The organism is uncultured Kriegella sp., assembly GCF_963975415.1.
In the GTDB taxonomy this organism is placed as follows: domain Bacteria; phylum Bacteroidota; class Bacteroidia; order Flavobacteriales; family Flavobacteriaceae; genus Kriegella.
In genome coordinates, this window is the sequence record NZ_CAXBGN010000001.1 from 71474 (window position 1) to 97555 (window position 26082).

Genomic DNA, 26082 nt, shown 5'->3' on the forward strand with positions numbered 1-26082 from the left:
AAAAAAAAGTGATTTTCTTAAAAATAACGTTAAAAAGAAACTTTTAATGGGTTGTAATGTAGACTGACCTCGATAAACAACGTTTCACCGAAATACTTTTATTGCACCTATAAGTGAAAGTTATAATTGCTATATTACAGCAATCAACCGTAGAATTACTTGAAATTTAGTCAATACTTAGTAAATGAAAGAAAATCATACCATTGTACTGTCAGGAAATGACGTCATTACAATAACGGAAAATTTTGGATTGGATAACTTAATGGACCTGATTATTCAAAATTTAACCTTGGCAATTGAAGAATACAATACAAATTTTATAGATATTCCTATACGCAAAGGGTTTAACTATAATGGGAAGCATCCGGGATTGATAGAATGGATGCCTGTTCATCAAATAGGAAAAGAAGTAACGATTAAAGTAGTAGGTTATCACCCTAATAACCCTAATAACTATAATCTACCGACGATTTTATCTTCCATTTCTGCTTACGACACAAGTACGGGGCATCTTAGGGGCATCGCCGATGGAGTGTTCTTGACGGCTTTAAGAACAGGTGCGGCTTCGGCAGTAGCAAGTAGACTAATGGCAAAACAAGACAGTACGGTTTTGGGACTTATCGGCTGTGGTTGTCAATCAATAACACAATTGCATGCACTTTCTAGAGTATTTGATCTTCAGTCGGTTATGATATATGATGTAGATCGTTCTGCAATGGATTCATTCTTAGAGCGAATCGCTCCTTTGAATTTGAACATTCAGATTATCTTTTCCAATATTGAAAAAATCATTGCAGATGCAGATATTGTCTGTACTGAAACCTCTCTAGAGGTAGGTGAGGGGCCTCTATTCGAAAACCTCGATTCAAAGAATCACTTGCATATAAACGCTATTGGATCAGATTTCCCAGGAAAAATAGAATTGCCACTTGACCTATTACAAAAAAGTTATGTATGCCCTGATTTTATCGGTCAAGCTAAAATCGAAGGCGAGTGTCAACAGCTCGACGATACCGAAATTGGACTTGATTGGGTTCAATTGACCAAACGCAAAAATGAATATCTTCATTTGAAAGATGTTAGAACCGTTTTTGATTCTACCGGGTGGGCATTGGAAGACTATGTGATGATGGATTTATTTTTAAATCTAGCAGAGAAATTTTCGGTCGGAACTGCATTTAATATAGAAAATGTATCCGAAGATGCGAAAAATCCCTATCATTTTTTAAAAGAGCCCAAAACCAAAATGGCCAGTTCCGATGCATAGGAAAAGAATCCACTTTAAGATTTCGAATTATCCTTCTTACCGCTTTGAAATTGATTGGCCGCTTTTAAAAATTTTTATTCGATGCAATGAATTCATGGATTGAAGACCTGTCTGAGATTCGACAGTATATTATAAATAGTAAATTTTAGTCTCTTTGGGATAACCTTTGCGCCATGCAACGAGACTACTTTATCTAAATGACAACCTAAACAAACGATAATAATGGATTTTTCTTGGACAAGCGATCAGCTAGCATATAAAAATAAGGTTATTGATTTTGCAAAAGAACAGTTAAACGATTCAGTCGCACAGCGAGATGAGAATAGTGTTTTTTCCCTTGATGATTGGAAAAAGTGTGCAGCATTTGGTATTCAGGGCTTGTCCATCCCCAAAAAATATGGGGGCACGTTTGAAGAAGTAGATGTACTTAGTGCCACTTTGGCGATGGAAGGTTTGGGGTATGGTTGTAAAGACAATGGTTTGCCTCTTGCACTTAATGCGCATATGTGGCCCGTACAACTTCCTATTTATCAGTTTGGTTCCGATTTTCAAAAAGAAACTTTCTTAAGGGATATGGCTTCCGGAAAATTGATAGGCTGTCACGGGTTAACGGAAACCAATTCGGGCTCTGACGTTTTTAACATGGAAACGACTGCGGTAAAAGTTAAAAATGGGTATCTCTTGAATGGAAGTAAACGTTATATAACCCTGGCCCCCGTTGCCGATTTGGCTCTGGTTTTTGCTGTTACCAATCCGAAGGTAGGAAAGTGGGGTATTTCTGGTTTTATTGTCGAAAAAAATACCGAAGGGTTTGAAATAGGTCCGAATAAACCAAAAATGGGTATGCGAACCGTTCCATTCGGAGAGTTGAAATTTAACAATTGCTTTATACCCGATGCCAATAGGCTCGGAGCGGAGGGTGCAGGATGGAGTATTATTTTGTCGACACTAGAGTTTGATAGGTGTAATATACTAGCAAGCCAACTCGGTGCAATGGAAAGGCAACTTGAAGAATCTATCGCTTTTGTTAAACAGCGAAAACAATTTGGAAAATCTATTGGTGATTTTCAATCGGTGTCGAATCGAATTGCCGATATGAAATTGCGATTAGAATCATCGCGCTTGCTTCTTTATAAAGTGGCATGGTTAAAGGGGCAGGGCGAATCAGCAATGATGGAGGCGGCACTTTTGAAGTTACAGCTTAGTGAAAGCTTTTTGGCGTCTAGTATAGCAGCGATCCGAAACCATGGCGGTTACGGATATGTTACAGAAAATGAAGTGGAAAGAAACTTAAGGGATGCCGTTGGTGGTGTAATTTATGCAGGTACCTCTGACATCCAAAGAAAGACTATAGCCAATTTATTAGGTCTTTAGAATTTTTAAATAAATACGAAAATTACTTTGTTGGAAACGTTACCCCAAATTATAGAAAATTCAGCTCGCAGCCATCCCGAACGAGAGGCATTTCGCTTCGGTAGTAAGGCTCTTGCCTATTCTGAATTAGAACATAGAATGCATCAATTGGCAGATCACCTGATTAGAATTGGGGTCAAAAAGGGTGATAGGGTCGGTGTCTACATGAATAGGTGTATAGAAACCGCAATAGCCATCTATGGTATTATGAGGGCGGGAGGTGTATATGTGCCCTTAGATGCTATGACACCACATTCAAGGACCTTGTTTTTATTGAAAGATTGTTCTATAGCACATATCGTAAGCACAAGGTCGCAAAAAAAAAGATTAACGTCTTTGCTAACAGACACGATGGTTGTTGAATCGGTTATTGGTGTTACTTTGGACCTGAATATCAAATCGATTTCATGGGATAATCTTTTTGAGAACAACCTTGAAAATTATCAGCCCGTTGCAATAGGGCCAGATGATTTAGCCTATATTATGTATACCTCGGGTTCTACAGGGCCGCCTAAGGGAATAATGCACACGCATTTCAGTGGCCTGAGCTATGCCCGCCTCTCTGCCGATTTGTATGGAGTGCATCACTTGGATAGATTTGCTAGTCATGCCCCTCTACATTTTGATATCTCAACTTTCGGCTTTTTTACGGTGCCTTATGCCGGTGCAACCAGCATTATACTCTCTGATGCCCATGTAAAAATGCCTTTTAGTTTAGCGCAATTGCTCGAAAAGGAACAAATCACCATCTGGTACTCGGTTCCTTTAGCATTGATACAACTCTTACAGGGAGGGTTTTTAGAGCAAAAAGATTTGAAATCGATACGTTGGGTATTGTTCGGAGGTGAAAATTTTGCATTGAAATATTTGAAAACTTTTACAAAGTTATGGCCCCATGCCACTTTTTGTAATGTATATGGTCCTGCGGAAGTAAACCAGTGTACCTATCACAATGTGGTACCCGATGATCTCAATAGCAATATACCGATTGGTGAAGTTTGGTCCGATACAAGTTTTAAGATAATGGATAAAAATTATAAGGAAGTTGATGACGGAATTACCGGGCAGTTACTCATTCAATCTGTTACTATGATGAGAGGGTATTGGAATAATGATGCCTTGACAAAAAAGTCAACCTATATTGAAAAGGTAACACCGACCAAAAACAATATATATTATTGTACTGGGGATATGGTGTATAAAAATGAATATGGAAAATTGGTTTTCGTTGGAAGAAATGATCGACAGGTAAAGATACGAGGGTATCGCATAGAGATGAACGAAGTAGAATCTATACTACTCCGGCATGAGGGCGTTCAAGAAGCCGCTGTATTCGTAATTGAAAAAGAAGAAGGAGTAAAAATATTGGCTGCCGCACTGTTGTTATTTCCTTTATTTGATATTGATTCGAAGATGATGACGAAATTTTGTAGAGGACTTCTCCCGCAACATTCAATTCCTACTATGATTGAAGTCTTACCTTATTTCCCAAGAACCAGTTCAGGAAAAATAGATCGTCCCACATTGTTGAATAGAATAACCGACAAACTAATTGATGCATAATTATGGAGCAGATATTGAAAGATTTTATAAGAGAACAATTAGCAAATGGAACCCTAGAAGAAGAAATCGATATTGAAGACGACCTTTTAGGTAGTGGAATTGTCGATTCGTTGGGAATTACAAGATTAATCTTGTTTATTGAGAACGAGTTTGGCATAAAGATACCACCAGAAGATATGTTAATAGAAAATTTTATGACCGTCGGTCACATCTTGGATTATTTATCGCGTAGGAAGCAATAAATTTCAAGGTCATAGCCTATGAAAGGAACAAATACAAAGAAATATCCATTGACCAAAAGTCAATTGTTGATATGGGCGGGTCAGAAATTGAATCCCGATGCACCATTATATAATATGGTTCATTCTTTTGAAATAGATGGTGAAATCGATATTTCTGTTTTTCAAAGGGCATTTCAAGAACTTGTCGACCGTGTTGATGCTTTGCGAACAGTTTTTATTGATGTGCAAGGCGATCCTGTCCAAGAAGTATTGGGCCAACTGGAATATGAATTACCCGTATTTTTTCTTAAGGAAACGGAAAGCGAGATAGCTAGGGAAGAATGGATATTTCACCGAAGCCAAAAAAAATTAGATTTATCAAAACTGTTGTTTGATTCGGCGCTCTTAAGTTGTGGTCAAAACAAATTTATCTGGTATTTGAATATTCATCATATCGCAACTGACGCTACATCAACTTCCATCTTGTATGATTTGATGGCTACACTGTATGCACATTGTATGAATGGCACATTATCACAGATGGTAAACGTTCCTTCTTTTCTGTCTTATGTTTCATTTGAGAAACTAGAGCGGGAGAGACCATATCTCCAAAGAGTAAAACATTATTGGTCTCAAAAGATTGAAAGAATTAACGTAGTATCCGGCTTCTATGGCAAAAAACAAAGACCGAAAACAACAGAGGCAATCCGTATAACTGTCCCCTTTGGAAGAGAGAGGTCACTTAGACTCAAACAACTGGCTGAACGTTCTGATATAAGGTCTTGGACATCTCATCTCACGCTTTTCAACCTTTTTTCATTAGCCTTGTTTTCTTTTCTAAATAGGATTAGTGGACAAAAAACTATTACAATAGGGGCTCCCACACACAATCGAGTATCCAAAATTCATAAAGAAACACCTGGTTTGTTTATTGAAGTCTTTCCAATGGTGGTTAGTGTTGAGAATGACGAAACTTTCGAGTCTCTACTTCAAAAGATAAAATTAGAGACGAATGAATTCTTAAAATATGGTCAACCGGGCTTATCGACCCCAGCTATAAGTGCAAGTTACAACGCTGTTATAAATTATTTAAACAACAGTTTTACCGACTTTAATGGTTTACCGGTAAAATCACGGTGGATTCACCCAGGGCATTGTGATCCAGGGCATCAAATAAGATGCCATATATACGACTTGAATGCTTCTGGTGAAATCGAAGTTTATTTTGATTTGAATAAAGATATATTCGATTCAAATCTTTCGGCAGAAGTACCTAATCATTTTTTGAACCTTGTCGATAGTTTATTATCTGATTTGAATCAGCCGATTCAAAGACCTGCTTTAACAGCGGTTCCGAAAATAATTGACAAACCGGGAACGGTCAAAGATGAAAATCAGGATGAATGCATCATTTCTTTATTTGGGCAATGCGCCAAGGCAAACGCCGATTGTATTGCTTTAAGAGCAAATACATTAGACTTCACCTATGGCGAATTAAATGAAAAGGCCAACCAATTGGCAAACTACTTAAAATCATTTAATATTGGACAAGGTGATTGCGTGGCAGTTTATCTGGAAAGGAGTCCCGAGTATATTATCGGTGTGCTCGCTATACTAAAAACGGGAGGAAACTTTATACCTATTCCTTCCGACCAACCGGCAAAACGTGTCGCTTATATTTTAGCAGATTCTGGGTGCTCGCTGGTATTGACCGACACCCGATTAAAGAAAAATATAAAGCCGGGAACAGCTGAAATTATTGATTTAAAAGTAGCATCAGAATCAATTGAAAATCAAAGTTATAAATATAATGAAGTAGTCATAAATCCGTCAGATATTGCGTATATAATTTATACGTCGGGGTCTACGGGAAATCCGAAGGGAGTTTTGATTTCCCATGGGGCTATTCTTAACTATTTGAATTGGGCTAAAAGAGCTTATGCTACTAGCGATAAATTTATATTTCCATTATTTACATCCATTGGGTTCGATCTTACGATTACCGCCACTTTTCTTCCATTAATAACTGGAGGTGAGCTTGTAATCTATAAAGGTGCTGATCAAGGACCTGATATTTCACTAATGGAAGTCTTGGCGGATAATAAGGTGAACAGCATAAAGTTAACCCCCTCACACCTTGCCTTGCTGCAGGGTACTGATTTATCGCATTCAAGGATAAATACAATGATTGTTGGAGGTGAAGACTTTAAAACAAATCTTGCAGCTACTACACAAATGGCTTTTGGGGAAACACTGAGAATCTATAACGAATATGGACCAACAGAGGCAACGGTGGGCTGTATCGTTTCCCAATTTGACAGAGATAAACACAATGATGTATCGGTGCCTATAGGAACGCCCATCGACAATATGCAAGCCTATATTCTGGATTCCTATAACAATATAGTTCCAAAAGGGGTTATCGGGGAACTCTATTTGGGAGGAACCGGGCTCGCTGAGGGGTATGCCAATTTGCCGGCTTTGACCCAAGATAAGTTTATTGAAAATCCTTTCGTAAAGGGTGCAAAAATATATCATACAGGTGACTTGGCTAGAGAGAATTCATTTGGCGAATTGGAATATTTAGGTAGAGCCGACGAACAAATTAAACTTAGGGGTTTCCGTATAGAACCCTCCGATATCGAAGCAAATATGTTGAGTCACAATGCGGTTACGAATGCCGCTGTGGTTCTGATAGAGAATGAAAAGTCTGTTTCTGAAGACGAAGTTGTTAATTGTGTAGAGTGCGGCTTGCCCTCCAACTATCCGAATACCGATTTTGACGAAAAGGGGGTGTGCCATCTATGTAATGCCTTTAAAGGATACAAAGATGAGGCACAACGCTATTTTAAGACTACCGATGAACTTAGGGACGTTTTAACCTCAAAACGGGGTAAAAACCCCAATTATGATTGTCTTTCACTTTTAAGTGGAGGTAAAGATAGTACGTATATTCTGGCGCAACTCATAGGTATGGGTTTAAAGGTATTGGCCTTCACCTTAGACAACGGCTATATTTCAGATCAGGCAAAAAACAACATCGATAAAATTGTCAAAAAATTGGGCGTTGACCATATTTACGGTACAACCGAGCATATGAATAAAATATTTGTTGATAGCCTTCACCGCCACCATAATGTTTGTAATGGCTGTTTTAAAACAATTTATACGTTAAGTACGCAAATTGCTTTGGAAAAGGAGATTCCCTTTGTGGTTACCGGACTCTCCCGAGGACAGTTTTTTGAGACTCGCTTAACCGAGGAATTGTTTTGGGACGAAGATGTAGACGTTGATACTATCGATAAGACCATACTTGAAGCTCGTAAATTATATCATCAGGAAGAAGATGCCGTAAAAAACCTGCTCGATGTTTCAATGTTCAATACCGACACAACTTTTGAAAAGGTACAGTTTATCGATTTTTACAGATATAGCGATGTAAAATTAGAGGAAATGTTGACCTACCTAAAGGAAAAGGTAGGCTGGGTGCGGCCTACCGACACTGGTCGGTCGACCAATTGCCTCATTAATCAAGTGGGTATTTATGTGCATAAAAAGCAGAAGGGTTATAGTAACTATGCTTTCCCCTATAGTTGGGATGTTCGTATGGGTCATAAAACTCGAAAAGAAACCCTCGATGAAATAAATGAATTTATTGATGAGAAGGAAGTAAAGCGAATTACTGATGAAATCGGATATCAAGAACCAGGTGAAGATGAATCAAATCATAAGAAACTAGTTGCTTATTACACAGGAGGGAAGCATTTGTCAGCGAAAGAACTGCATGAATACTTAAAAATGGAATTGCCCGATTATATGCTGCCTTCCCATTTTAAGTTTATGGAAGAACTCCCGCTAACCCTGAACGGAAAAGTAGATAAGACGGCATTGAAGGCACTGAACAGTTCGCAATTGGATATGGATACGCCCTTTGTTGCACCAGAAGGGGAAATCGAAGAAATTCTGGCCGCGATTTGGAAAGAGGTCTTACGATTAAAACAGGTGGGCGTCCATGACGATTTCATCGCTTTAGGGGGGCATTCGCTTGCCGCTATACGGGTAACAGCGCGCATAAACGAAGAAATTGAAATGAATTTTCCTTTAAATAAAATATTCGAGCTGCCCACAATTGCTGAATATTCAAAATTTATCGAAGATACGTTGGTCGAACTTCTAAAGGAATAACGAATAGTAACGAAATGCAAGTAGTAGCAACTTTCTTAAAAGATTTCAGACCCATTTTAAAAAAATGGATAGCTGTACTTATGGGAATATGTTATTTGACCACCCCGCTACACCAACAAATTGGTACTGTACTTCATTCCGTTTCACATTTTTTTGAAATGCCCGGTCATGTTATGTCACATGACTCCTTTGTAGACCATGACTCTTTTAAGGAACATCTACATATAGAACATGAAATTGGGGTGAACGACCACGAACATGGGATTTTAGATTTCTTTGATTCCATTTTTAAGGCTTCGAATGATGAAGATGATTCCAAAGATGCGTTCATAACCAAAATAAAAATAGATAAGCATTTTGTGGTAACCAAAAACTTGGTTCAAAGTCACTTGGTCTTGAATCAAAGCAACCATTTTAGTGAAATAGTCTGTAAATACAGTGATGGCTATTCCCATGAATTGTACGACCCTCCCAGATACGACTTCCAGGGTTAAGTTTTCATTCCATTGCTTTGGTATTCTGCCAAAGCGAAGATTTACCTATCGCGATTTCCATAATTCATGTTCCCATTCAATCTGTCTTCCTCAGAGGATGCCATTATTTGATGTGGGTAATAACAAATCATCTAAAATTTATAGTATGAAACAACTTATCATATTTTTTGCATTTTTTATTGTGAGTCATTGGTTGAGCGCCCATGAACTCAATGGCACTATAGTATCTGAAGACAACATCCCTTTAGAGGGGGTCGGGGTATATAACAAGACAACGGGGGGATATACCTATTCAAATGTTTCGGGTTATTTTGAGCTTGACGATATTTCTATAGGCGATATCGTGTTTTTTTACAGTTTGGGGTATTCGAACTATCAATTAACCATTGAAGAAAAACACCTCGATAGCACTATCAAAATAGCCCTTAAAGAATCGGTCGTTTCACTGGAACAGGTCGTGTTGGTTTCAAAAGTAAACGCACTGAGCACCTTTGTAAATGTCGATGTCAAGGCCAATCCCATAAAATCATCACAAGAAATACTACGAAAAGTACCCGGACTAATCATTGGCCAACATGCAGGCGGTGGAAAAGCGGAGCAGATTTTTTTAAGAGGTTTCGATATTGACCATGGCACCGATATCGCCATAAATGTTGATGGGCTTCCTGTAAATATGGTTTCTCATGCACATGGCCAAGGCTATTCGGATATGCATTTTATAATACCGGAAACCATTGACAATATTGATTTTGGAAAAGGTCCGTATTACGCAGATAAAGGAAATTTTAATACGGCGGGTTATATCGATTTAAAGACCAAAAAGAATATCAAGAACAATTCCATTGCAGTGGAAGCCGGTCAGTTCAATACATTAAGGGCACTGAGTATGTTCAAAATCGTGGAGGATGATTTCAACAATGCCTATATCGCTTCGGAAATGGTGCTGACCGATGGTTTTTTTGATTCTCCCCAAAGTTTTAATCGTTTCAATATCATGGGGCGCTACAATTACAATAATCGAAAAGACCAAGATTTGAGTTTAAGCATTTCGCACTTTCAAAGTAAATGGGATGCTTCGGGTCAAATACCACAACGTGCCGTCGATCAAGGGTTAATAGGTAGATTCGGGGCTATAGACGATACCGAGGGCGGACATACAAGTCGTTCAAACCTGTGGGTCAACCATAGCAAACAACTCGATGAGCATTCCCGCTTAAAATCAAAGGCCTACGTCTCAAAATATGATTTTGAACTGTTTTCAAACTTTACATTCTTTTTAGAGGACCCTGTCAACGGGGACCAAATAAGACAATTTGAAGATCGAACCATAATAGGCGCAGAAACAGCTTATGAACGTTCGTTTCATGTTGGTGATCATGATACCCAGTTTAAGTATGAATCCGGTATTGGTTTTCGATACGACGATGTTAATGATGTAGAGCTGTCAAGAACATTGAACAGAAAAACAACCTTAGAGCAATTGGCTTTTGGTGATGTTGACGAATTGAACACATACGGATTTATCAATGCGACTTATAAGAAAAATAACTGGACAATAAACCCGGGCCTCCGATTGGATTATTTCAAATTTGATTATGATAATTTTCTATCCGAGACCTATGACCATAAGAGTGAAGATAAGCTGTTTTTAGGCCCCAAATTGAACGTGTTATTTGCTGCATCGAAGAACCTTCAACTGTTTGCCAAGAGCGGCATAGGCTTTCACTCAAACGACAGCAGGGTGGTGACGGCTAATAATGGCAAAGAGATTCTCCCGGCGGCTTATGGTGCCGATTTGGGAGCCATTGTAAAACCGGCTGAACGTGTCGTGGTAAATGCGGCATTGTGGAGTCTTTTCCTAGATCAGGAATTTGTATATGTGGGCGACGCAGGTATAGTAGAACCCAGTGGTAAAACAAAAAGATACGGTGCGGACTTTGGTCTTAGATATCAGCTTAACGACTGGCTGTATTTTAATGGGGATGTTAATTATACGTTTGCTAGAAGTACCGATGAACCTGACGGTGAGGATTATATCCCATTGTCCCCCGACCTGACTTCCTCTGGGGGATTCTCCTTTAGGGATGTAGGAAACTTTTCAGGTGGCTTGAACTATCGTTTTATAGGGGATCGCCCAGCCAATGAAGATGACTCTATTGTGGCCGAAGGTTATTTCGTAACTGATTTCAACCTCAATTATTCCATAAAAAATTGGACCTTGGGAATTATCGTCGAGAATTTGTTCGATACCGAATGGAATGAAACGCAATTTGCTACCGAAAGTAGACTGTTTAACGAGTCGGCTCCTGTAGAAGAAATACACTTTACACCAGGAAGCCCATTTTATGCCCGAGCTAAAATTTCTGTTGTTTTTTAACGATTTTAATGTGGGTTTCAGCGTAAAGAGCAATCTTAAAATACTAAAACAATAGGCTTTACGTTTAGCCGAGTATAACCCTAAATATAAATCGAACATGAACCGAATTACTAGAATGAACAAAAGTTTTATCCTCTTTGGTATACTCGGCCTCTTTTTGGTGAGCTGTACTGATGATGAAAAAAGTATCAATAGTGATGAAGAACTTACACAAAGTGATTTAAAGATCATTTTGGAAACAGATGATATTTCAGGTATTGCAGATAGCGTAATCTCTGAATTATATATGAATAATGGAAGTAGCGCCAAATCAGCTAAATCGGCTAAATTATCCGATTGTTATGAGGCAACTTATAGCGATACCGGATTCTCGGCCACGTTCAATAATTGTGTTCTGAATGGAACAGAGAACGTAAATGGTACCCTAACTGTTGTTTATGGCATTGGTGAGGAGTCTACAGCATATACCGCAACGTATAATGATTTTTATGTAGGAGACATCAAGATTAACGGTTCTAGAAGCTTTGTAATGGACGCAAGCTCTGAGGAAAATTCTTTTGTTTTTACCGTGACTAGTGATATGACAGTCGTTCTGGGTGATGAGTCCATTATTGTCGAAAACGGAATTAAAACGGTTGGTTTTACCTTTGGAGACAGTTTAGAAACAAGTATCTTCAGTATTGACGGCAATTGGACCTTAAAAGTTGAAGGAGATACCTATAAAGTCGCTGTAGGTACAATTTTAGAAGGTAATTTAAGCTGTAGCTATCTAACTAGTGGGCAAATGAGTGTTGATAAAAATGGTTTGATGGTCATGGTTGGTTTTGGTGATGGAAGTTGTGATGATATGGCTACAATTACGTATCCGAATGGCGCCACTGAAGATATCTCTTTAAAAGATTAGAACTACACATCAGTTTTCTATAAATAACGCCCCTATCTTCGGATAGGGGCGTTTTTGTTTTCAAATTTATTGTAGTAACTTTTAATTGAAAAAGTGCTTGATTTGATTAGAATTGTCACAATAATATTGGTTTCTTTTTCGATGGGAAGTGGCTTATGTCAAGTCAATTATATGGCCCAAAGGGAAGTTATGGTACAATCACAACTTATAAATAGGGATATATCTGATACGGCCACCTTAGCGGCTATGCGCAAAGTGCTAAGACACGAATTTGTTCCAGAAAACATTCGCGATATGGCCTATGCCGATAGGGCACTTTCCATAGGCTTTGATCAAACTATTTCACAACCTTATATGGTTGCGGCAATGACACAGGAGTTAAAGCTAAAACCCGGCTCCAAGGTCTTAGAAATAGGTACCGGTTCGGGATATCAAGCAGCCGTACTGGCCGAGATTACCGATTCGATATATACCATTGAAATAGTGGAAAGTCTCGGGAAACTGGCAAAAGAGCGATTAAAAAGGCTGGGTTACGATGCTGTTTTGGTAAAATTAGGGGACGGTTATCATGGATGGCCCGAAAAGGCTCCCTTCGATGCCATTGTTGTAACGGCAGGTGCAGAAACCATACCACTTCCCTTGGTGGAACAGCTAAAGGAAGGTGGCCGTATGATTATTCCAATAGGGCCTCATAACGGAGTGAGACAGCTAATAAGGGTGGTGAAAAGAAATGGAAAAATCAAAACAAAAGAAATGATGGCGGTGCGCTTCGTGCCTTTTACCCGAATAAAGGAACACTAATTCAGCATATAAAATAGATCCCTATTTCTGAATTACAGCGCCTTTCCTATCTCGCAAATCGTCCGTTGTGAGCCTTACCTACTGGAGAAACCGTTATAATGTCTTTAAATATTCAAGAAGTGCTTTACGTTCGCTATCGTTAAGATCATCTCCAAATGTATGTCCTCCATTTCCATACCCTTTTAAAGAGGTGTCATAGGTGGTTATCCCCGACTTAGTGGTTTCGACAGTGTAGTTCCAGCCTAATTTCGTTTGATCATAATCGCTGCTATCAAAGGTTCTACGCCATAAAGCGGGCCTTTGTTCACTATTTAAGACCTCTTCCAAGGTAGGTACGGAGCCATTATGAAAATAGGGTGCCGTAGCCCATATACCATCAAGTGGAGGGGCAACATAACCGCCATCTGCAATAATTTCCAAGGCATTTTCATCGGTACCGAACCAACCTGTGTTAAACCAATCGAGAAAATTATTGTTTACCGGCGAAGGTGTTGTATAGTGGTTGGAAAGCTCAGGGTCTGTACCTATGGTTTTTAAAGAGACCATATAATTCGGATAGGTCGGATTTGAGCCATAAGTACCATGGCAACTGGCACAATTTTCCTCGAAAATCACCTTACCCTGATTACTTAAGTCGGTGTCGATTTCAAAAGGATACTGTGGTGCTTCCAAATTATTGATGTAAGCCAGTACGTCTACCATTTTCTCATCAAGTTCTTCAGCCTTATCCTTGTTTAAAAGGGTCAACAAACTAGCGCCTATAAACGATTTGCAAAAATCAGACCTTCCTATGGCATGATAGAACATGGCGTTTTTCTTCTTCAGCAACCACCATGCGGGAACGTCGGTAGGTATTACTTCGTCATCAACATCAATAAGAGGTGCATCGCTCCATTCTAAGGTGTTCTTGTCGCGATGGGCAACAAGTACTTGTGTGATTTTATCCGCAGGGTTGACTCCTATGGTTTCAGTAATAGTTTTAGGACCAATAGCTACGATACTTTTTCTAAATTGGTCATAAGCCAACCACTCTTCACTGTTTTGTCCGCCATATAGAAATGAAATGGCTGTGTTTAGCAGTCCGATATCGTCTGCTCTATTCATGGTAAAATCGGCAGCGTGGTTTCCCAACCCAACGATAAGGTCATCGTTAATTTTTCCGGCATGGCATTGAAGACAATTTGGCGCTACCACTCGAACCCCATTGTTGGCATTTACCGCTGTGTAGTCATAGGAGATAACGGCATTGTCTCCTGTTCGTTCAAGTTCGTTTGAATTGTCGGCTCCAAAACCCCTGAGAAAAGCGTCATACGGAATGCCGGAACTCATATAATCTCCCGAAATCAAATAGTCATATCCGATACTGGGGTTGCCCGACCGTTGCGTATATTCCGGTAACTTTTCAACTTCAATGACTTCTTGACCTGGTTGCTCAATAGCGGGTTCATCGGGTTCAGGAATATTCACATATTCTTCTAGATTATCATTGGAACAAGAGCAATAGATAACAAATAAGGCAAGGGCAAGTGGTGTAAATTTTTTCTTTTTCAAAATATAATATTTAAAAGGAAAACAGTGATTTGGGGCCGTTTTTAAACATAAAAATATAAATAATAACAAGGAAGTATAGCTATATTCCCACATACGGTGGGTTTTATCGATAAAGAGTATCGTACAAATCAGCTTAATCCATACATGCCCTACTTTGCAATACTGTTGCATTCAATAATTCATATATTTACGCTAATGAAATTTACAGCCGTCATATTGGCATTTTATATTTTGACGCTTAACCTTACTCCCTGTGAGGATGGAAGTGTCAAAGAAGGTGTAGTACATGATGAAATGGTTCAAAGCGTAGATGATCATCATGGTCAGGGAAATCTTGATTTGTGCTCACCCTTTTGTATATGCCACTGTTGCCATTTACACGCTACCTATTTCAGCCCTGCTGACATTTATTTGGTTTCCAATACCATAACAACAAAGGTTTTTCTTCATTTTGACAGTTTGGGAAAAGATATTCCCAACACTATTTTACAACCTCCTAGGGCCTAGCTTATACTTCATAGGGATAATTGTATCCTATTTTGACCCTACTTAAGGTCAATTGTAATTTCGAGCAATTTCATTTATGGAAATTGTATCGGAAAGTTGTATAACACTAATCCATTTTTAATGATAAACAAACTCATTGATTTTTCGATCAATAACAAGTTTATAATTGGCTTGTTTACATTGGTACTGGTGGGAGGCGGTATTTACAGTATGACACAGGTTCCAATTGATGCTGTGCCCGATATCACCAATAATCAGGTACAGGTCATTACACAATCCTCCAGTTTAGGTACTGAAGATATTGAACAATTCGTAACCTACCCCGTTGAATTGGCTTTAGGGAATTTACCCAATGTTCAAGAAATTCGCTCTATATCCCGTTTCGGATTATCTGTGGTGACTATAGTCTTTGATGATAAGATGGGCACCTATCTGCCCCGCCAGCTGGTTGCCGAAAAACTGCCTGAAATTCAAGCGAAAATTCCTAAAGGTTTTGGAAAGCCGGCGATGGGACCCATTTCAACAGGACTAGGGGAGATTTTCCAATACACACTTGATGTAGATGAGGGATATGAAGGTGACTATTCGACCACTGAACTACGTACGATGCAAGATTGGATCGTACATCGGCAAATGGCAATGGTGCCAGGGGTAATAGAGGTCAATGCCTTTGGGGGCAACATAAAGCAGTATGAAGTTGCAGTTGATCCAGACGAGCTTCGCTCAATTGGCATAACGATTTCCGATGTGTTTTCTGCTCTGGAAAAAAACAATCAGAATTCAGGGGGTGCCTATATTGAACGCAATCACCAGGCCAACTTTATTCGAGGTGAAGGTCTTGCCCGAACAGTCAGTGATATAGAGAATATGGTGGTTAAGACTATAAATGGCATTCCAGTAAGGGTAAAGAATATCGGCCAAGTAAAAATGGGAAGCGCAGTGCGCTATGGAGCTTTGACCAAAGATGGAAAAGGAGAAGCCGTCGGTGGCATGATTTTAATGTTGAAAGGAGCCAATTCTAATAAAGTAATCGAAAATGTCACTCAACGCATGCAACAAATTCAGGAGTCACTTCCCGATGGAGTTCGAATACAACCCTTTCTTGATAGGAGCTCCCTTATCGCCAAAACCACGGCAACGGTGACAGGTAATCTCTTGGAAGGTGGTTTGATCGTCATTTTTATTCTGGTATTACTCTTGGGCAATTGGAGAGGTGGTCTCATAGTCGCTTCAACAATTCCTTTGTCCCTTTTGTTCGCTTTTATCTTGATGAACATATTTGATGTTTGGGCAAACTTGATGAGTTTGGGAGCTATTGACTTTGGTATTATTGTCGATGGGGCCGTTATAATTGTGGAGAGCACAGTGTTTCTGATGACTTCTTATTTACCTAAAAATCAAAAAGATAATGTTGAAAAACGTGATAAAATTGTAGCCAAATCTTCGAAAAAAATGATGAATACGGCTTTCTTTGGACAACTTATCATTTTAATCGTTTTTCTACCAATACTGGTTTTGGAAGGTGTAGAGGGAAAAATGTTTCAGCCCATGGCACTTACCTTCATATTTGCGATGATTGGTGCCATGCTGCTATGTTTGACCTATGTGCCAATGATTTCGGCTTTGTTTCTAAAGGGGGGCACATCTAAAAATAAAACCTATGGAGACCGATTCGTTCTGTGGGTTGAAAGTAAGTACGAGCCCTTATTGATTAAATCGCTGGGTAAGACTAAGCGTATAGTCGGTACCGCATTGTTACTCTTTTCCATATCCTTAATTACTTTTATGGGAATGGGCGGCGAGTTTATTCCGCAGTTGGATGAGGGTGACATTGCTTTCCATGCTATTTTAAAACCAGGAAGCTCTCTTTCCGAAACGATCGCTACAACTACCAAGATAGAACGTATTATCAAGGCTGATTTTCCTGAGGTAAAAAGTGTAATCAGCCGTATTGGTGTGGCCGACGTGCCTACTGATCCAATGCCAATGGACATTGCCGATGTCTTTGTTATTTTAAAACCAAACGATCAATGGGTGTCAGCCGACTCGAAAGACGAGTTGGTTGAAATAATGAAAAATGCGGTGAGCATTGTTCCTGGTGTAAATTTTGAATTTACCCAACCGATAGAGATGCGTTTCAATGAACTCCTTACAGGTGTTCGCGAAGATGTCGCTATAAAGTTATTCGGAGAAGATTTAAATATACTGGCCAGTAAGGCTGCCGAGATGGGTCAACTTATTTCCACAGTTCCCGGGGTTGCCGATATGAAAGTAGAAGCGATTGATGGCCTTCCCCAAATAACTATAAAATACGACCGTGATAAATTGGCCCAATATGGACTCGAAATCAACAGCCTTAATAATTTGGTGCAAACTGCCTATGCAGGTGGTCATGCAGGGGTGATTTTTGAAGGAGAAAAGCGTTTTGATTTGGTGGTTAGGCTTCAAGGAAAAAACCGGGAAAGTGTTGAAGACATTCAACGGTTATTTGTTAACCTACCAAATGGAGCCCATGTGCCATTACGTGAAATTGCCGATATCAATTATGAGCCCGGTCCGATGCAAATTAGTCGTGACAATACAAACCGTAGAACGTATGTGGGTATTAATATACGTGACAGGGATGTTAAATCGGTTGTTGAAGATATTCAATCTAAACTGGATGCCGAATTTGATTTGCCTCCGGGATATTTTATCCGATATGGAGGAGCTTTTGAGAATTTACAACGGGCTACCAGCCGTCTCCAAATGGTGGTGCCCATTGCTTTATTTTTGATTTTCATACTTATCTATTTTGCATTAAGATCCTTTCCGCAGACCCTAATGATATTCGTCGCTATTCCTATGGCAACTATCGGCGGTATTTTTGGGCTTTGGTTACGCGATATGCCATTCAGCATATCTGCCGGCGTGGGATTCATTGTTTTGTTCGGCGTAGCAGTACTTAATGGTTTGGTTATGATAAGCGGACTTAATGAATTGAAGGAAGAAGGCATTACAGATCTTAAAACTCGAATTATAAAGGGTGCGAAACGAAGAATACGTCCCATTATGCTCACCGCACTTACCGACATCTTAGGGTTTCTACCAATGGCCGTTTCCTACTCTGCAGGAGCAGAAGTGCAAAGACCCTTGGCAACTGTCGTTATTGGCGGTTTGGTAACATCGACCCTATTGACCTTGTTTATACTTCCAATTCTTTATCAATGGACAGAACGAAGATCTGAATATAAGCGAAAATTTAAGGCCATACCTATTTCTGCTTCAGCGGTGATTGTTCTTTTTTTCTGCTTTACCACAATTGGTACGGCACAAAGTTCAAAAACCGAAAACCGCATTTTTTTAAATAAAGGCTCTTTACCTGTAATTTCTCTTGAGGAGGCGGTTAGAATTTCGAAAGAAAATTATCCGTTACTCAAAACTCAACAGCTAGAAATCCAAAGACAGTATGAACTAAAGGGTGTAGCTTACGATTTTGGAAATACCCAAATATTTACGGGGGGAGAGGAAATATCCGACTCCCAAGGGGTTTACACAGTAATCGGTGCAGGACAGCAGAATATGGATGTATTCGGAATAGCGGCAAAGAAACGATTACAGCGGTCGCGTATGGCCCTGGCAGAAGCAGCCTTCGATTTATCTGAATTACAAGTAGAAAAAGAAGTAAAAAAAGCGTGGGCGCATACATTTCAGCAAAAACGTAGATTAAAACTTTATACAGAACTCGATTCGATTTATTCGAAATTCGGTGTAGCTATTGCACTGAACTATAAAGTAGAGGCAATTTCTAGGCTAGAATATGCATCCGCTAAAAATCAAGCGCTCCAAATCAAGAACAAGTTGAGACAAGTTAAAAGTGATTATGCCGTTGCGCTACAACAGTTAAATCTTTGGTTGGTTTCCGATGTATTCTATACCGTACCAGAAAAATTCAGTGACCTCGAAAGCATAGAGGTAAGCGGGTCTACGGATATTGAAAATCATCCCGAAATATTACGGTCGCGAAATAGCGTGATCGTGACCCAGGCCGATTTGGCCGTTGCCAAGGCTGATTTGCTACCTAAGTTCACTATTCAGGGCGGACTTCAAAAAGTAAATGGGGATAGTGGTTATTATAGCTATCAAGCGGGTATTTCACTTCCGTTATTATCGGGAACAGGAAGGAGTAGGGTTAAATCATTCAAAATAAGTGAGAAAATTGCAAGGGCCAACTTCGATTTTGATCGACGTCGATTAGAATCTGAACACCTCCAAGCTATAGAGATATATCAGAAATGGCGAGCATCTTGGTATTTCTATCGTGATGAGGCACTTCCATTGGCAACGGAGCAACGCATAGGGGCTCTAGTGGCCTATAAGGAAGGGGCGGTTGATTATGCTGCATTTACACAGATTATGCGTGATGCGATTCAAACCGAAATTGATGGCTTGCAAGCTCTTGACAATTATTTTACAACTTTATTTGAACTACAATATTTTAAAAATTAAAAGAATGAAAAATTTCCCAAAATATATTGGTCTCTTGTTAGTTTTGGCCATATTCGGTCTTTCTGCCTGTGGCAACACAAGAGAATCGCATTCCAATCTAGAAAATGCTGTTAATGACAAAGAACATTCGGAAGATGAATCCTCAAAGGTAGTTCTGACCCCGCTACAGTTTGAATCGCTTCAAATGAAAACTGGCACTTTACAAAAACGTAAAATGAACGGTTATGTCGAGGTAAACGGCCTGTTGGAAGTGCCACCGCAGAATGAAGCGACCATCACTTCGATAGTAGGCGCCAACATTGTTTCAATCGAAGTCATTGAGGGTGATAAAGTTACTAAGGGGCAAACCGTAGCCTATATTTCCCATCCCAATATTATACAAAGACAGACTGATTTTTTGAACGCATTCAATAGTAGTCGGTTTTTGAGAAAGGAATATGAGCGACAAAAAACATTATACGATGCCGGTGTAGGTAGTGGAGCCACTTTTCAAAAATCAGAAGCGGAATATCAGGAGTCGCTGAGTATGGTAAGGGGTCTCGAAGCCCAATTACGACAATTGAACATCAACAGTTCCTCGATTAAAAATGGAGATATTCAGCAGCGTGTAGCATTGAGAACTCCTATTGAAGGCTATGTTCAAAATGTTTCTATAAAAACGGGACAATATGTAGAACCTCAAACGGATTTATTTGAAGTAGTCGATACCCATCATGTCCATGCTGATTTAATGGTCTTTGAAAAAGATGTATTTAAGGTTAAGGAAGGGCAGAAAGTCGTTTTTAATGTACAGTCTATTCCTAGTGAAGAATTGACGGCAGAAATTTATTCCGTAGGAAAGACTTTCGAACAAGACCCCAAAGCCCTCCATGTACATGCCGAAATTGAAAATAAAGAAGGTAATCTGATACCGGGTATGTATATTCAAGGGCGCATTCAAATCGACAGTAGCAAGATGGTCGCTTTTTCTGAAAGTGCTATTGCCAAAGATGGTGATAGGTCGTATGTATTTTCAACATCTAAAGAGAATGAAAAATGGGTTTTCACACCTGTCGAGGTGCTGCCGGGCATAAAAGATGGGGATTGGGTTTCCGTTAGTTTTTTAAAACCGGTAGATACGAAAATCACATTTGCGCTTAATAATGCATATTATTTGATGGGCGAAATGAAAAAAGGCGAAGCCGAACACAACCATTGACAAAATAATGTATTGAAGAACGATAGAATATAAGTGTACAATTTTTTGTGCCACTGATGTACTGCGTTCTTCTAGTCTTATGTAACTTAGAACTAGAAAAATAGTGATATGCGTATCGAACTTGTTAACACCACGAACAATTATAGACAAATGGGTAAAATAGAAGAAACATTAGAGCTAAAAAGCGTTCGTCCCACCGCCATGCGAATCCTTATTTATAAGTTTATGGCAAATAAGAAAATAGCGGTTGCCCTGACCGATATAGAAAATGCATTTACCAAAGCCGATAGAACAACGCTTTATCGTACCATAAAGACATTTGAAGAAAACGGTATTGTTCATCAGATAGATGATGGAACGGGCATTGCCAAGTATGCTCTATGTGAAGAAGGTTGTAATTGTCAGATCGATCAAGACCTTCATTTGCATTTTCATTGTGGTCATTGTGATGAAACCATTTGCCTTACACAACATAAAATCCCTCAAATCAAGGTGCCTGATGGCTTTGTGCCCGAAAATGTGAACTTGGTAGTGAAGGGTATATGCGACAAGTGCAACGGACTCTAGGGTATTGTCAAACGGGTGGAGGAAGTGGCATTGTGATATTACTATTATCCAAATACAAAGTAAGGCAGCTTATTTTCTTCTTAAGTACTCTATGGTTGCCACTTTTTATGTAGGCGTTTATTGCACTTCCATTGCATCGAAATTACGGTCACCTTTAAGGTTTTAATTAGAATATGAAGAAGAGAGAGCTTGACTTAAAGAATTTGGGAAAAACCAAAAGCAATAAAAAAGAACATGGGCACAACCACAATCATGGTCGTGGCCAGAAAGGGAATATAAGAATGTATATGCCCGCCATTGTCAGTTTTTTTATGTTGCTAGTGGGCATGGGGTTTGATTATTTTAAGTTGCTTCCTTTTTTCAAAGGTTGGGTCAGAATAGTTTGGTATGGGGTTGCCTACCTGCCGGTTGGTCTGCCGGTTTTGAAGGAAGGGTGGAAAAGCATTCGCAAGGGATCATTTTTTACTGAATTCCTATTGATGTCTATCGCAACCATGGGTGCATTCGCAATTGGTGAATATCCAGAAGGGGTGGCGGTTATGTTATTCTATGCCGTAGGGGAACTATTTCAGGGTGCCGCAGTGAAAAAAGCAAAGGGAAATATAAAGGCACTTTTAGACCTTCGACCCAAAGAAGCCAATGTATTTCGAAATGGAACTTTTGAAAGTGTCGATCCAGAAACTGTTTCCATTGGCGAGACCATTCAAGTTCGGGCCGGAGAAAAGATTCCTTTAGATGGAAAGCTAAAATCAAATAAAGCAACGGTCAATACGGCCGCGTTGACGGGAGAAAGTAAACCTCAGACTTTAGGACGGAATGAAGAAGTGTTTTCGGGGAGTTTAAATCTTGAAAATGTAATTGAAATAACGGTATCTAAAGAGTTTAAAAACAGTTCAATAGCACGAATTTTAGAACTGGTTCAAAATGCTACGGCCAGAAAATCAAAAACAGAATTGTTCATCCGTAAATTTGCCCGAATTTACACCCCGATTGTAGTCTATCTGGCGATTGCTTTGACCTTTTTACCATATTTGTTTGTCAACGAGTATATCTTTCAAGACTGGTTGTACCGAGCTTTGATTTTTTTGGTAATATCATGTCCGTGTGCATTGGTCATTTCCATTCCTCTTGGGTACTTCGGGGGACTTGGGGCGGCTTCCAAAAACGGAATTTTATTTAAAGGAGCTTCCTTTTTAGAGGCCATAACCAAAATGAAAACATTGGTTATGGACAAAACCGGAACAGTCACGAAGGGTGTATTTAAAATTAAGGAGATCAAAGTATTCATTGATGCCAAAGATAATACGTTGAGCCAGGCAGATGAAGAGAAGGAGATGATGCGTTATTTGTTGGCCGTGGAAATTCAATCTACCCATCCCATTGCACAAGCGCTAGTGGCGTATCCTTTAAATAATAAATATGAGGCCAATAATGTAATTGAAATTGCTGGAAAAGGTCTAGAGGGAATTGTGAACAATAAAAAGGTGCTAGTGGGCAATGCCGCTTTAATGAAGGCAAATAGTATTATTGTGCCCAAAGAGATTGAAGCAATTGTGGAGTCAATGGTACTAATTGCAATTGAAAGTAAACTTCGGGGTTATGTGGTAATTGCCGATGAATTGAAGGAAGATGCGAAAGAAATGATCGGTCAGTTGCGGGAGGTCGGAATCAGTGATATTGTCATGTTGTCGGGAGATAAAGATTCTATAACTCAAAAAGCAGCCAGAGATTTGGGCATTACCAATGCCAAGGGGGGGCTACTCCCCGAAGATAAGTTGAAAGAAATGGAAACTCTAAAAAATCAAGTTAATTCAAAGGATAGCAATGGAAAAATAGCCTTTATTGGTGATGGTATCAACGATGCCCCAGTTTTGGCAGCAAGTGACATAGGTATAGCCATGGGTGGTTTAGGCAGTGATGTGGCCATTGAAACGGCAGATGTGGTCATACAGACCGATCAACCTTCTAAAGTGGTGCGAGCGATCAAAATCGGTCGTTCTACCAGACGGATTGTATGGCAGAACATTGCATTGGCTTTTGGTGTGAAAGCCATTGTTTTGATTATGGGGGCTAGTGGATTGGCTACTATGTGGGAAGCAGTCTTTGCTGATGTAGGTGTCGCTCTTTTGGCTATTTTGAATGCGGTTAGATTGCAACGCATGACTTGGGAATAAGACCGTCTTTCAATAGTTATAGTTATATTAAATGTACTGGTTCGAATGATATCATACTTTAATTTATGGTTGTAGGTGCGCTTTATATAACCATGCAAACAAAATGAAATTGTGATATTTTAACAATTTACACAGAATACTTTACCATTCATACAAGCTCTTTTCTAAACACTTGGTGAAAAGTTTACATTGTCATAAGCATTTGGTCTGTGTTATATCTTGTAAAGGCCACGTGATTAAACCAAAAAACAACACCATGAAGTTTTCTCATCTACCCCTGCGTCTGCTTGGTTTCTGTATTATGATGCTACTCTTTCAATCGTGCTATTCGGTACGTTTGGTTAGCACAAAGGGTACGCCTATGCCCGACCAACATGAAGATGAGGAACTGGATGATGCAAAGCTGGGTGATTTTTATAAAGACAAAATGTTTACGGTTGTTAAAAAAGCCGTTCCTGCAAGCGTTTTTACAGAAAGTATTCAATTTCCGATTGACCAATCAAATTGCGAATCTGGGAAGTTATTTTCCGTTGAGTACAAAAATTCTTTGGGAGGATCCCTTTTATATTTGGCTACATTCGGTGGCAAACGCAAAGTGAAGATTACATATGTATGCATGAAAACAGAAAGACAATAAGCTATGGCCAACACAACCTCCTATCCAAAAACTGAGTGGTACACCTTACACAGAAACGGACCACATGAACTAAAACTTTTGCAAATTACAAGACTAGAGGGGCAAGCCAGTATGCCTTCAACGGTTGATTGTTACAATGATGCCGCTCTGGAAATGCAACGATTAATTAAAGAGGCTTTAGATAATAATCATGGATTTCGCGCTTATGGTTCACGATGGTCTATGTCTTCTATAGCGCATAATAAAGATCGCATGCACTATAATGCTTATATGAACCTATCCTTTCCTATTTTGCCCCAAGACATGCATTCAAATACTGGTTATAATAGTACGAACCTCTATTTTTTTCAATGCGGAAACACGGTAAAAGAAATATCTCAGGTTTTTGAAAAAAATGGTAAATCTTTAAAAGTAAGCGGTGCTAGTAATGGCCAGACTATTGCAGGTTGTATTTCGACCGGGGTACATGGATCAGCACTGAATGAAGGATCTGTTCAGGATCATGTAGTCGGCATAAACTTAATTATCGGTCCCAATCCCGAGGATATTGTGTATCTAGAACGTCATACTAAACCTGCTTTGAATAATGCTTTTGCGCACAAGTTCAATGCCAGGGTCATTCGTAATGATGGTCTTTTTAACGCAGCGCTAGTAAGTCTTGGTTCTTTTGGTTTTATACATGGAGTAGTGGTGGAGGGAGAAGACCTGTATCTGTTAAAGCGATACGTTCGTAAAATCGACAAGAATGTAGCATTGAAATTGTCAGAAACCATGGATTTTAAAAACACCGATTTTAAAATTGAAGGAGAGACAGATGTAAACGGTAAAGGCAACACGCCTTACCATTATAAAGTATTTATAAATCCGTATATAGACGATGGCAAATATGTGGTCGAATTAATGTATAAGAAACCATATCAAAGCTCCTATCCCGACCCCTTTACAACCATAGACAAATCGTTGTATCGTGATGTAATTCATCTCTTGATACAGATTAGCAGGAAGTTTCCAAAAAGTATTCCGTGGTTCATTAAAAAGCTTCAGAAACAGATACTTCCAGATGTAAACGAGGAATCTTTGGGTACGTTATATGAAACGTTTTGGGATGCACCGTATAAAGGTCCGGCATTTGCTTGCTCTTTCGGGGTCGATGTTAAAGATTGTGCCAGAACCTTGGAAGTTCTTGTTGATTTGACAAAAAAAGAAGGTCCGATACCGGGAATATATGCCATGCGTTTTATCAAAAAATCAGAGGCTACTTTATCTTTTGCCAAATTCTCCACTACATGTATGATAGAAATTGATGGGGTACTTTGGAAAAAATCAAAGAAACTGATTGGTTTAGAGGAGTTTTCAAAAAGAATGATAGAGGTTTTGCAACAAAACAACATTCCTTTTACCATACATTGGGGGAAAAATTCATCTTGGGATTTCCCTGATTTAGTAGCGTGTATGTACGGCGATAAAGCCAAAGAGTGGAAATCTTATAGAAGCGCTTTACTTTCGAAAGAGATGCAAACACTTTTTTCAAATGACTTTCTTGAACATATAGGTTTGTCAGAAAACGAATCTGATATTCCTGAAGATTTAATTGTATCTTTATAAGATATAGTATATGTATAACTAGTTGTTTAATACTATTTTAGTAATCTTAAATTAAACTTTTAGTTTATATAAAATTGTAGCCTCTGAATGTAAATAATACTCCTAGGAAAGCTCAACAGCGCATGTGAAA

17 protein-coding genes are annotated in these 26082 nt (G+C 39.2%); 16 read left to right on the forward strand and 1 reads right to left on the reverse strand.

Annotation, left to right across the window (positions count from 1 at the left end; all coding sequences use genetic code 11):
* Positions 1-184 precede the first annotated feature (184 nt).
* The 9 genes from AACZ88_RS00300 (at position 185) to AACZ88_RS00340 (ending at position 13225) form a co-directional block, all read left to right on the forward strand.
* Entirely contained in the window at positions 185-1267 is a 1083-nt protein-coding gene (locus tag AACZ88_RS00300; RefSeq protein ID WP_339704477.1) for a hypothetical protein, read from the forward strand.
* A gap of 222 nt (positions 1268-1489) precedes the next feature.
* The gene (locus AACZ88_RS00305; protein WP_339704480.1) at positions 1490-2641 is read left to right on the forward strand and encodes an acyl-CoA dehydrogenase family protein; all 1152 of its coding nucleotides are present in this window, start codon (positions 1490-1492) and stop codon (positions 2639-2641) included.
* A 30-nt stretch (positions 2642-2671) separates the two neighbouring features.
* Positions 2672-4243, forward strand: a complete 1572-nt coding sequence (locus AACZ88_RS00310; RefSeq protein WP_339704483.1) for an amino acid adenylation domain-containing protein — start codon at positions 2672-2674, stop codon at positions 4241-4243.
* A gap of 2 nt (positions 4244-4245) precedes the next feature.
* Positions 4246-4485, forward strand: a complete 240-nt coding sequence (locus tag AACZ88_RS00315; RefSeq protein ID WP_339704486.1) for an acyl carrier protein — start codon at positions 4246-4248, stop codon at positions 4483-4485.
* A gap of 18 nt (positions 4486-4503) precedes the next feature.
* Positions 4504-8649 carry an amino acid adenylation domain-containing protein gene (locus AACZ88_RS00320; protein WP_339704489.1) on the forward strand — a complete coding sequence of 1382 codons (4146 nt, stop codon included), beginning with the start codon at positions 4504-4506 and terminating at the stop codon, positions 8647-8649.
* Positions 8650-8663: 14 nt separating this feature from the next.
* Positions 8664-9143, forward strand: coding sequence for a hypothetical protein (locus tag AACZ88_RS00325; protein ID WP_339704492.1), 480 nt, complete (start codon positions 8664-8666; stop codon positions 9141-9143).
* A 145-nt stretch (positions 9144-9288) separates the two neighbouring features.
* Positions 9289-11520 (forward strand): TonB-dependent receptor, encoded by a 2232-nt coding sequence (locus tag AACZ88_RS00330; RefSeq protein ID WP_339704495.1) that lies wholly within the window; start codon positions 9289-9291, stop codon positions 11518-11520.
* 97 nt (positions 11521-11617) lie between these two features.
* Positions 11618-12424, forward strand: a complete 807-nt coding sequence (locus AACZ88_RS00335; protein WP_339704498.1) for a hypothetical protein — start codon at positions 11618-11620, stop codon at positions 12422-12424.
* Positions 12425-12595: 171 nt separating this feature from the next.
* Positions 12596-13225 (forward strand): protein-L-isoaspartate(D-aspartate) O-methyltransferase, encoded by a 630-nt coding sequence (locus AACZ88_RS00340; RefSeq protein ID WP_339704501.1) that lies wholly within the window; start codon positions 12596-12598, stop codon positions 13223-13225.
* A gap of 93 nt (positions 13226-13318) precedes the next feature.
* Here AACZ88_RS00340 and AACZ88_RS00345 read toward each other — a convergent pair whose 3' ends face one another.
* Positions 13319-14776, reverse strand: a complete 1458-nt coding sequence (locus AACZ88_RS00345; RefSeq protein WP_339704504.1) for a hypothetical protein — start codon at positions 14774-14776, stop codon at positions 13319-13321.
* A gap of 195 nt (positions 14777-14971) precedes the next feature.
* On the opposite strand from AACZ88_RS00345, the gene AACZ88_RS00350 reads away from it, so the two are divergent.
* From AACZ88_RS00350 to AACZ88_RS00380, 7 genes are all read left to right on the forward strand, one after another.
* Positions 14972-15283, forward strand: coding sequence for a DUF6660 family protein (locus tag AACZ88_RS00350; protein ID WP_339704507.1), 312 nt, complete (start codon positions 14972-14974; stop codon positions 15281-15283).
* A 120-nt stretch (positions 15284-15403) separates the two neighbouring features.
* Positions 15404-19771: a CusA/CzcA family heavy metal efflux RND transporter gene (locus AACZ88_RS00355; RefSeq protein WP_339704510.1), complete on the forward strand. Its 4368-nt coding sequence runs from the start codon at positions 15404-15406 to the stop codon at positions 19769-19771.
* A 4-nt stretch (positions 19772-19775) separates the two neighbouring features.
* Positions 19776-20969: an efflux RND transporter periplasmic adaptor subunit gene (locus tag AACZ88_RS00360; protein ID WP_339704513.1), complete on the forward strand. Its 1194-nt coding sequence runs from the start codon at positions 19776-19778 to the stop codon at positions 20967-20969.
* A 150-nt stretch (positions 20970-21119) separates the two neighbouring features.
* Entirely contained in the window at positions 21120-21536 is a 417-nt protein-coding gene (locus AACZ88_RS00365; protein ID WP_339706432.1) for a transcriptional repressor, read from the forward strand.
* Positions 21537-21709: 173 nt separating this feature from the next.
* Positions 21710-23710 (forward strand): heavy metal translocating P-type ATPase, encoded by a 2001-nt coding sequence (locus AACZ88_RS00370; RefSeq protein WP_339704516.1) that lies wholly within the window; start codon positions 21710-21712, stop codon positions 23708-23710.
* Between the two features lie 256 nt (positions 23711-23966).
* A complete protein-coding gene (locus AACZ88_RS00375; RefSeq protein ID WP_339704519.1) occupies positions 23967-24347 on the forward strand; it encodes a hypothetical protein in 381 nt (126 codons plus the stop codon).
* A gap of 3 nt (positions 24348-24350) precedes the next feature.
* Complete coding sequence (locus AACZ88_RS00380) at positions 24351-25952, forward strand: D-arabinono-1,4-lactone oxidase (RefSeq protein WP_339704522.1); 1602 nt, start codon at positions 24351-24353, stop codon at positions 25950-25952.
* The last annotated feature ends 130 nt before the right edge of the window (positions 25953-26082 follow it).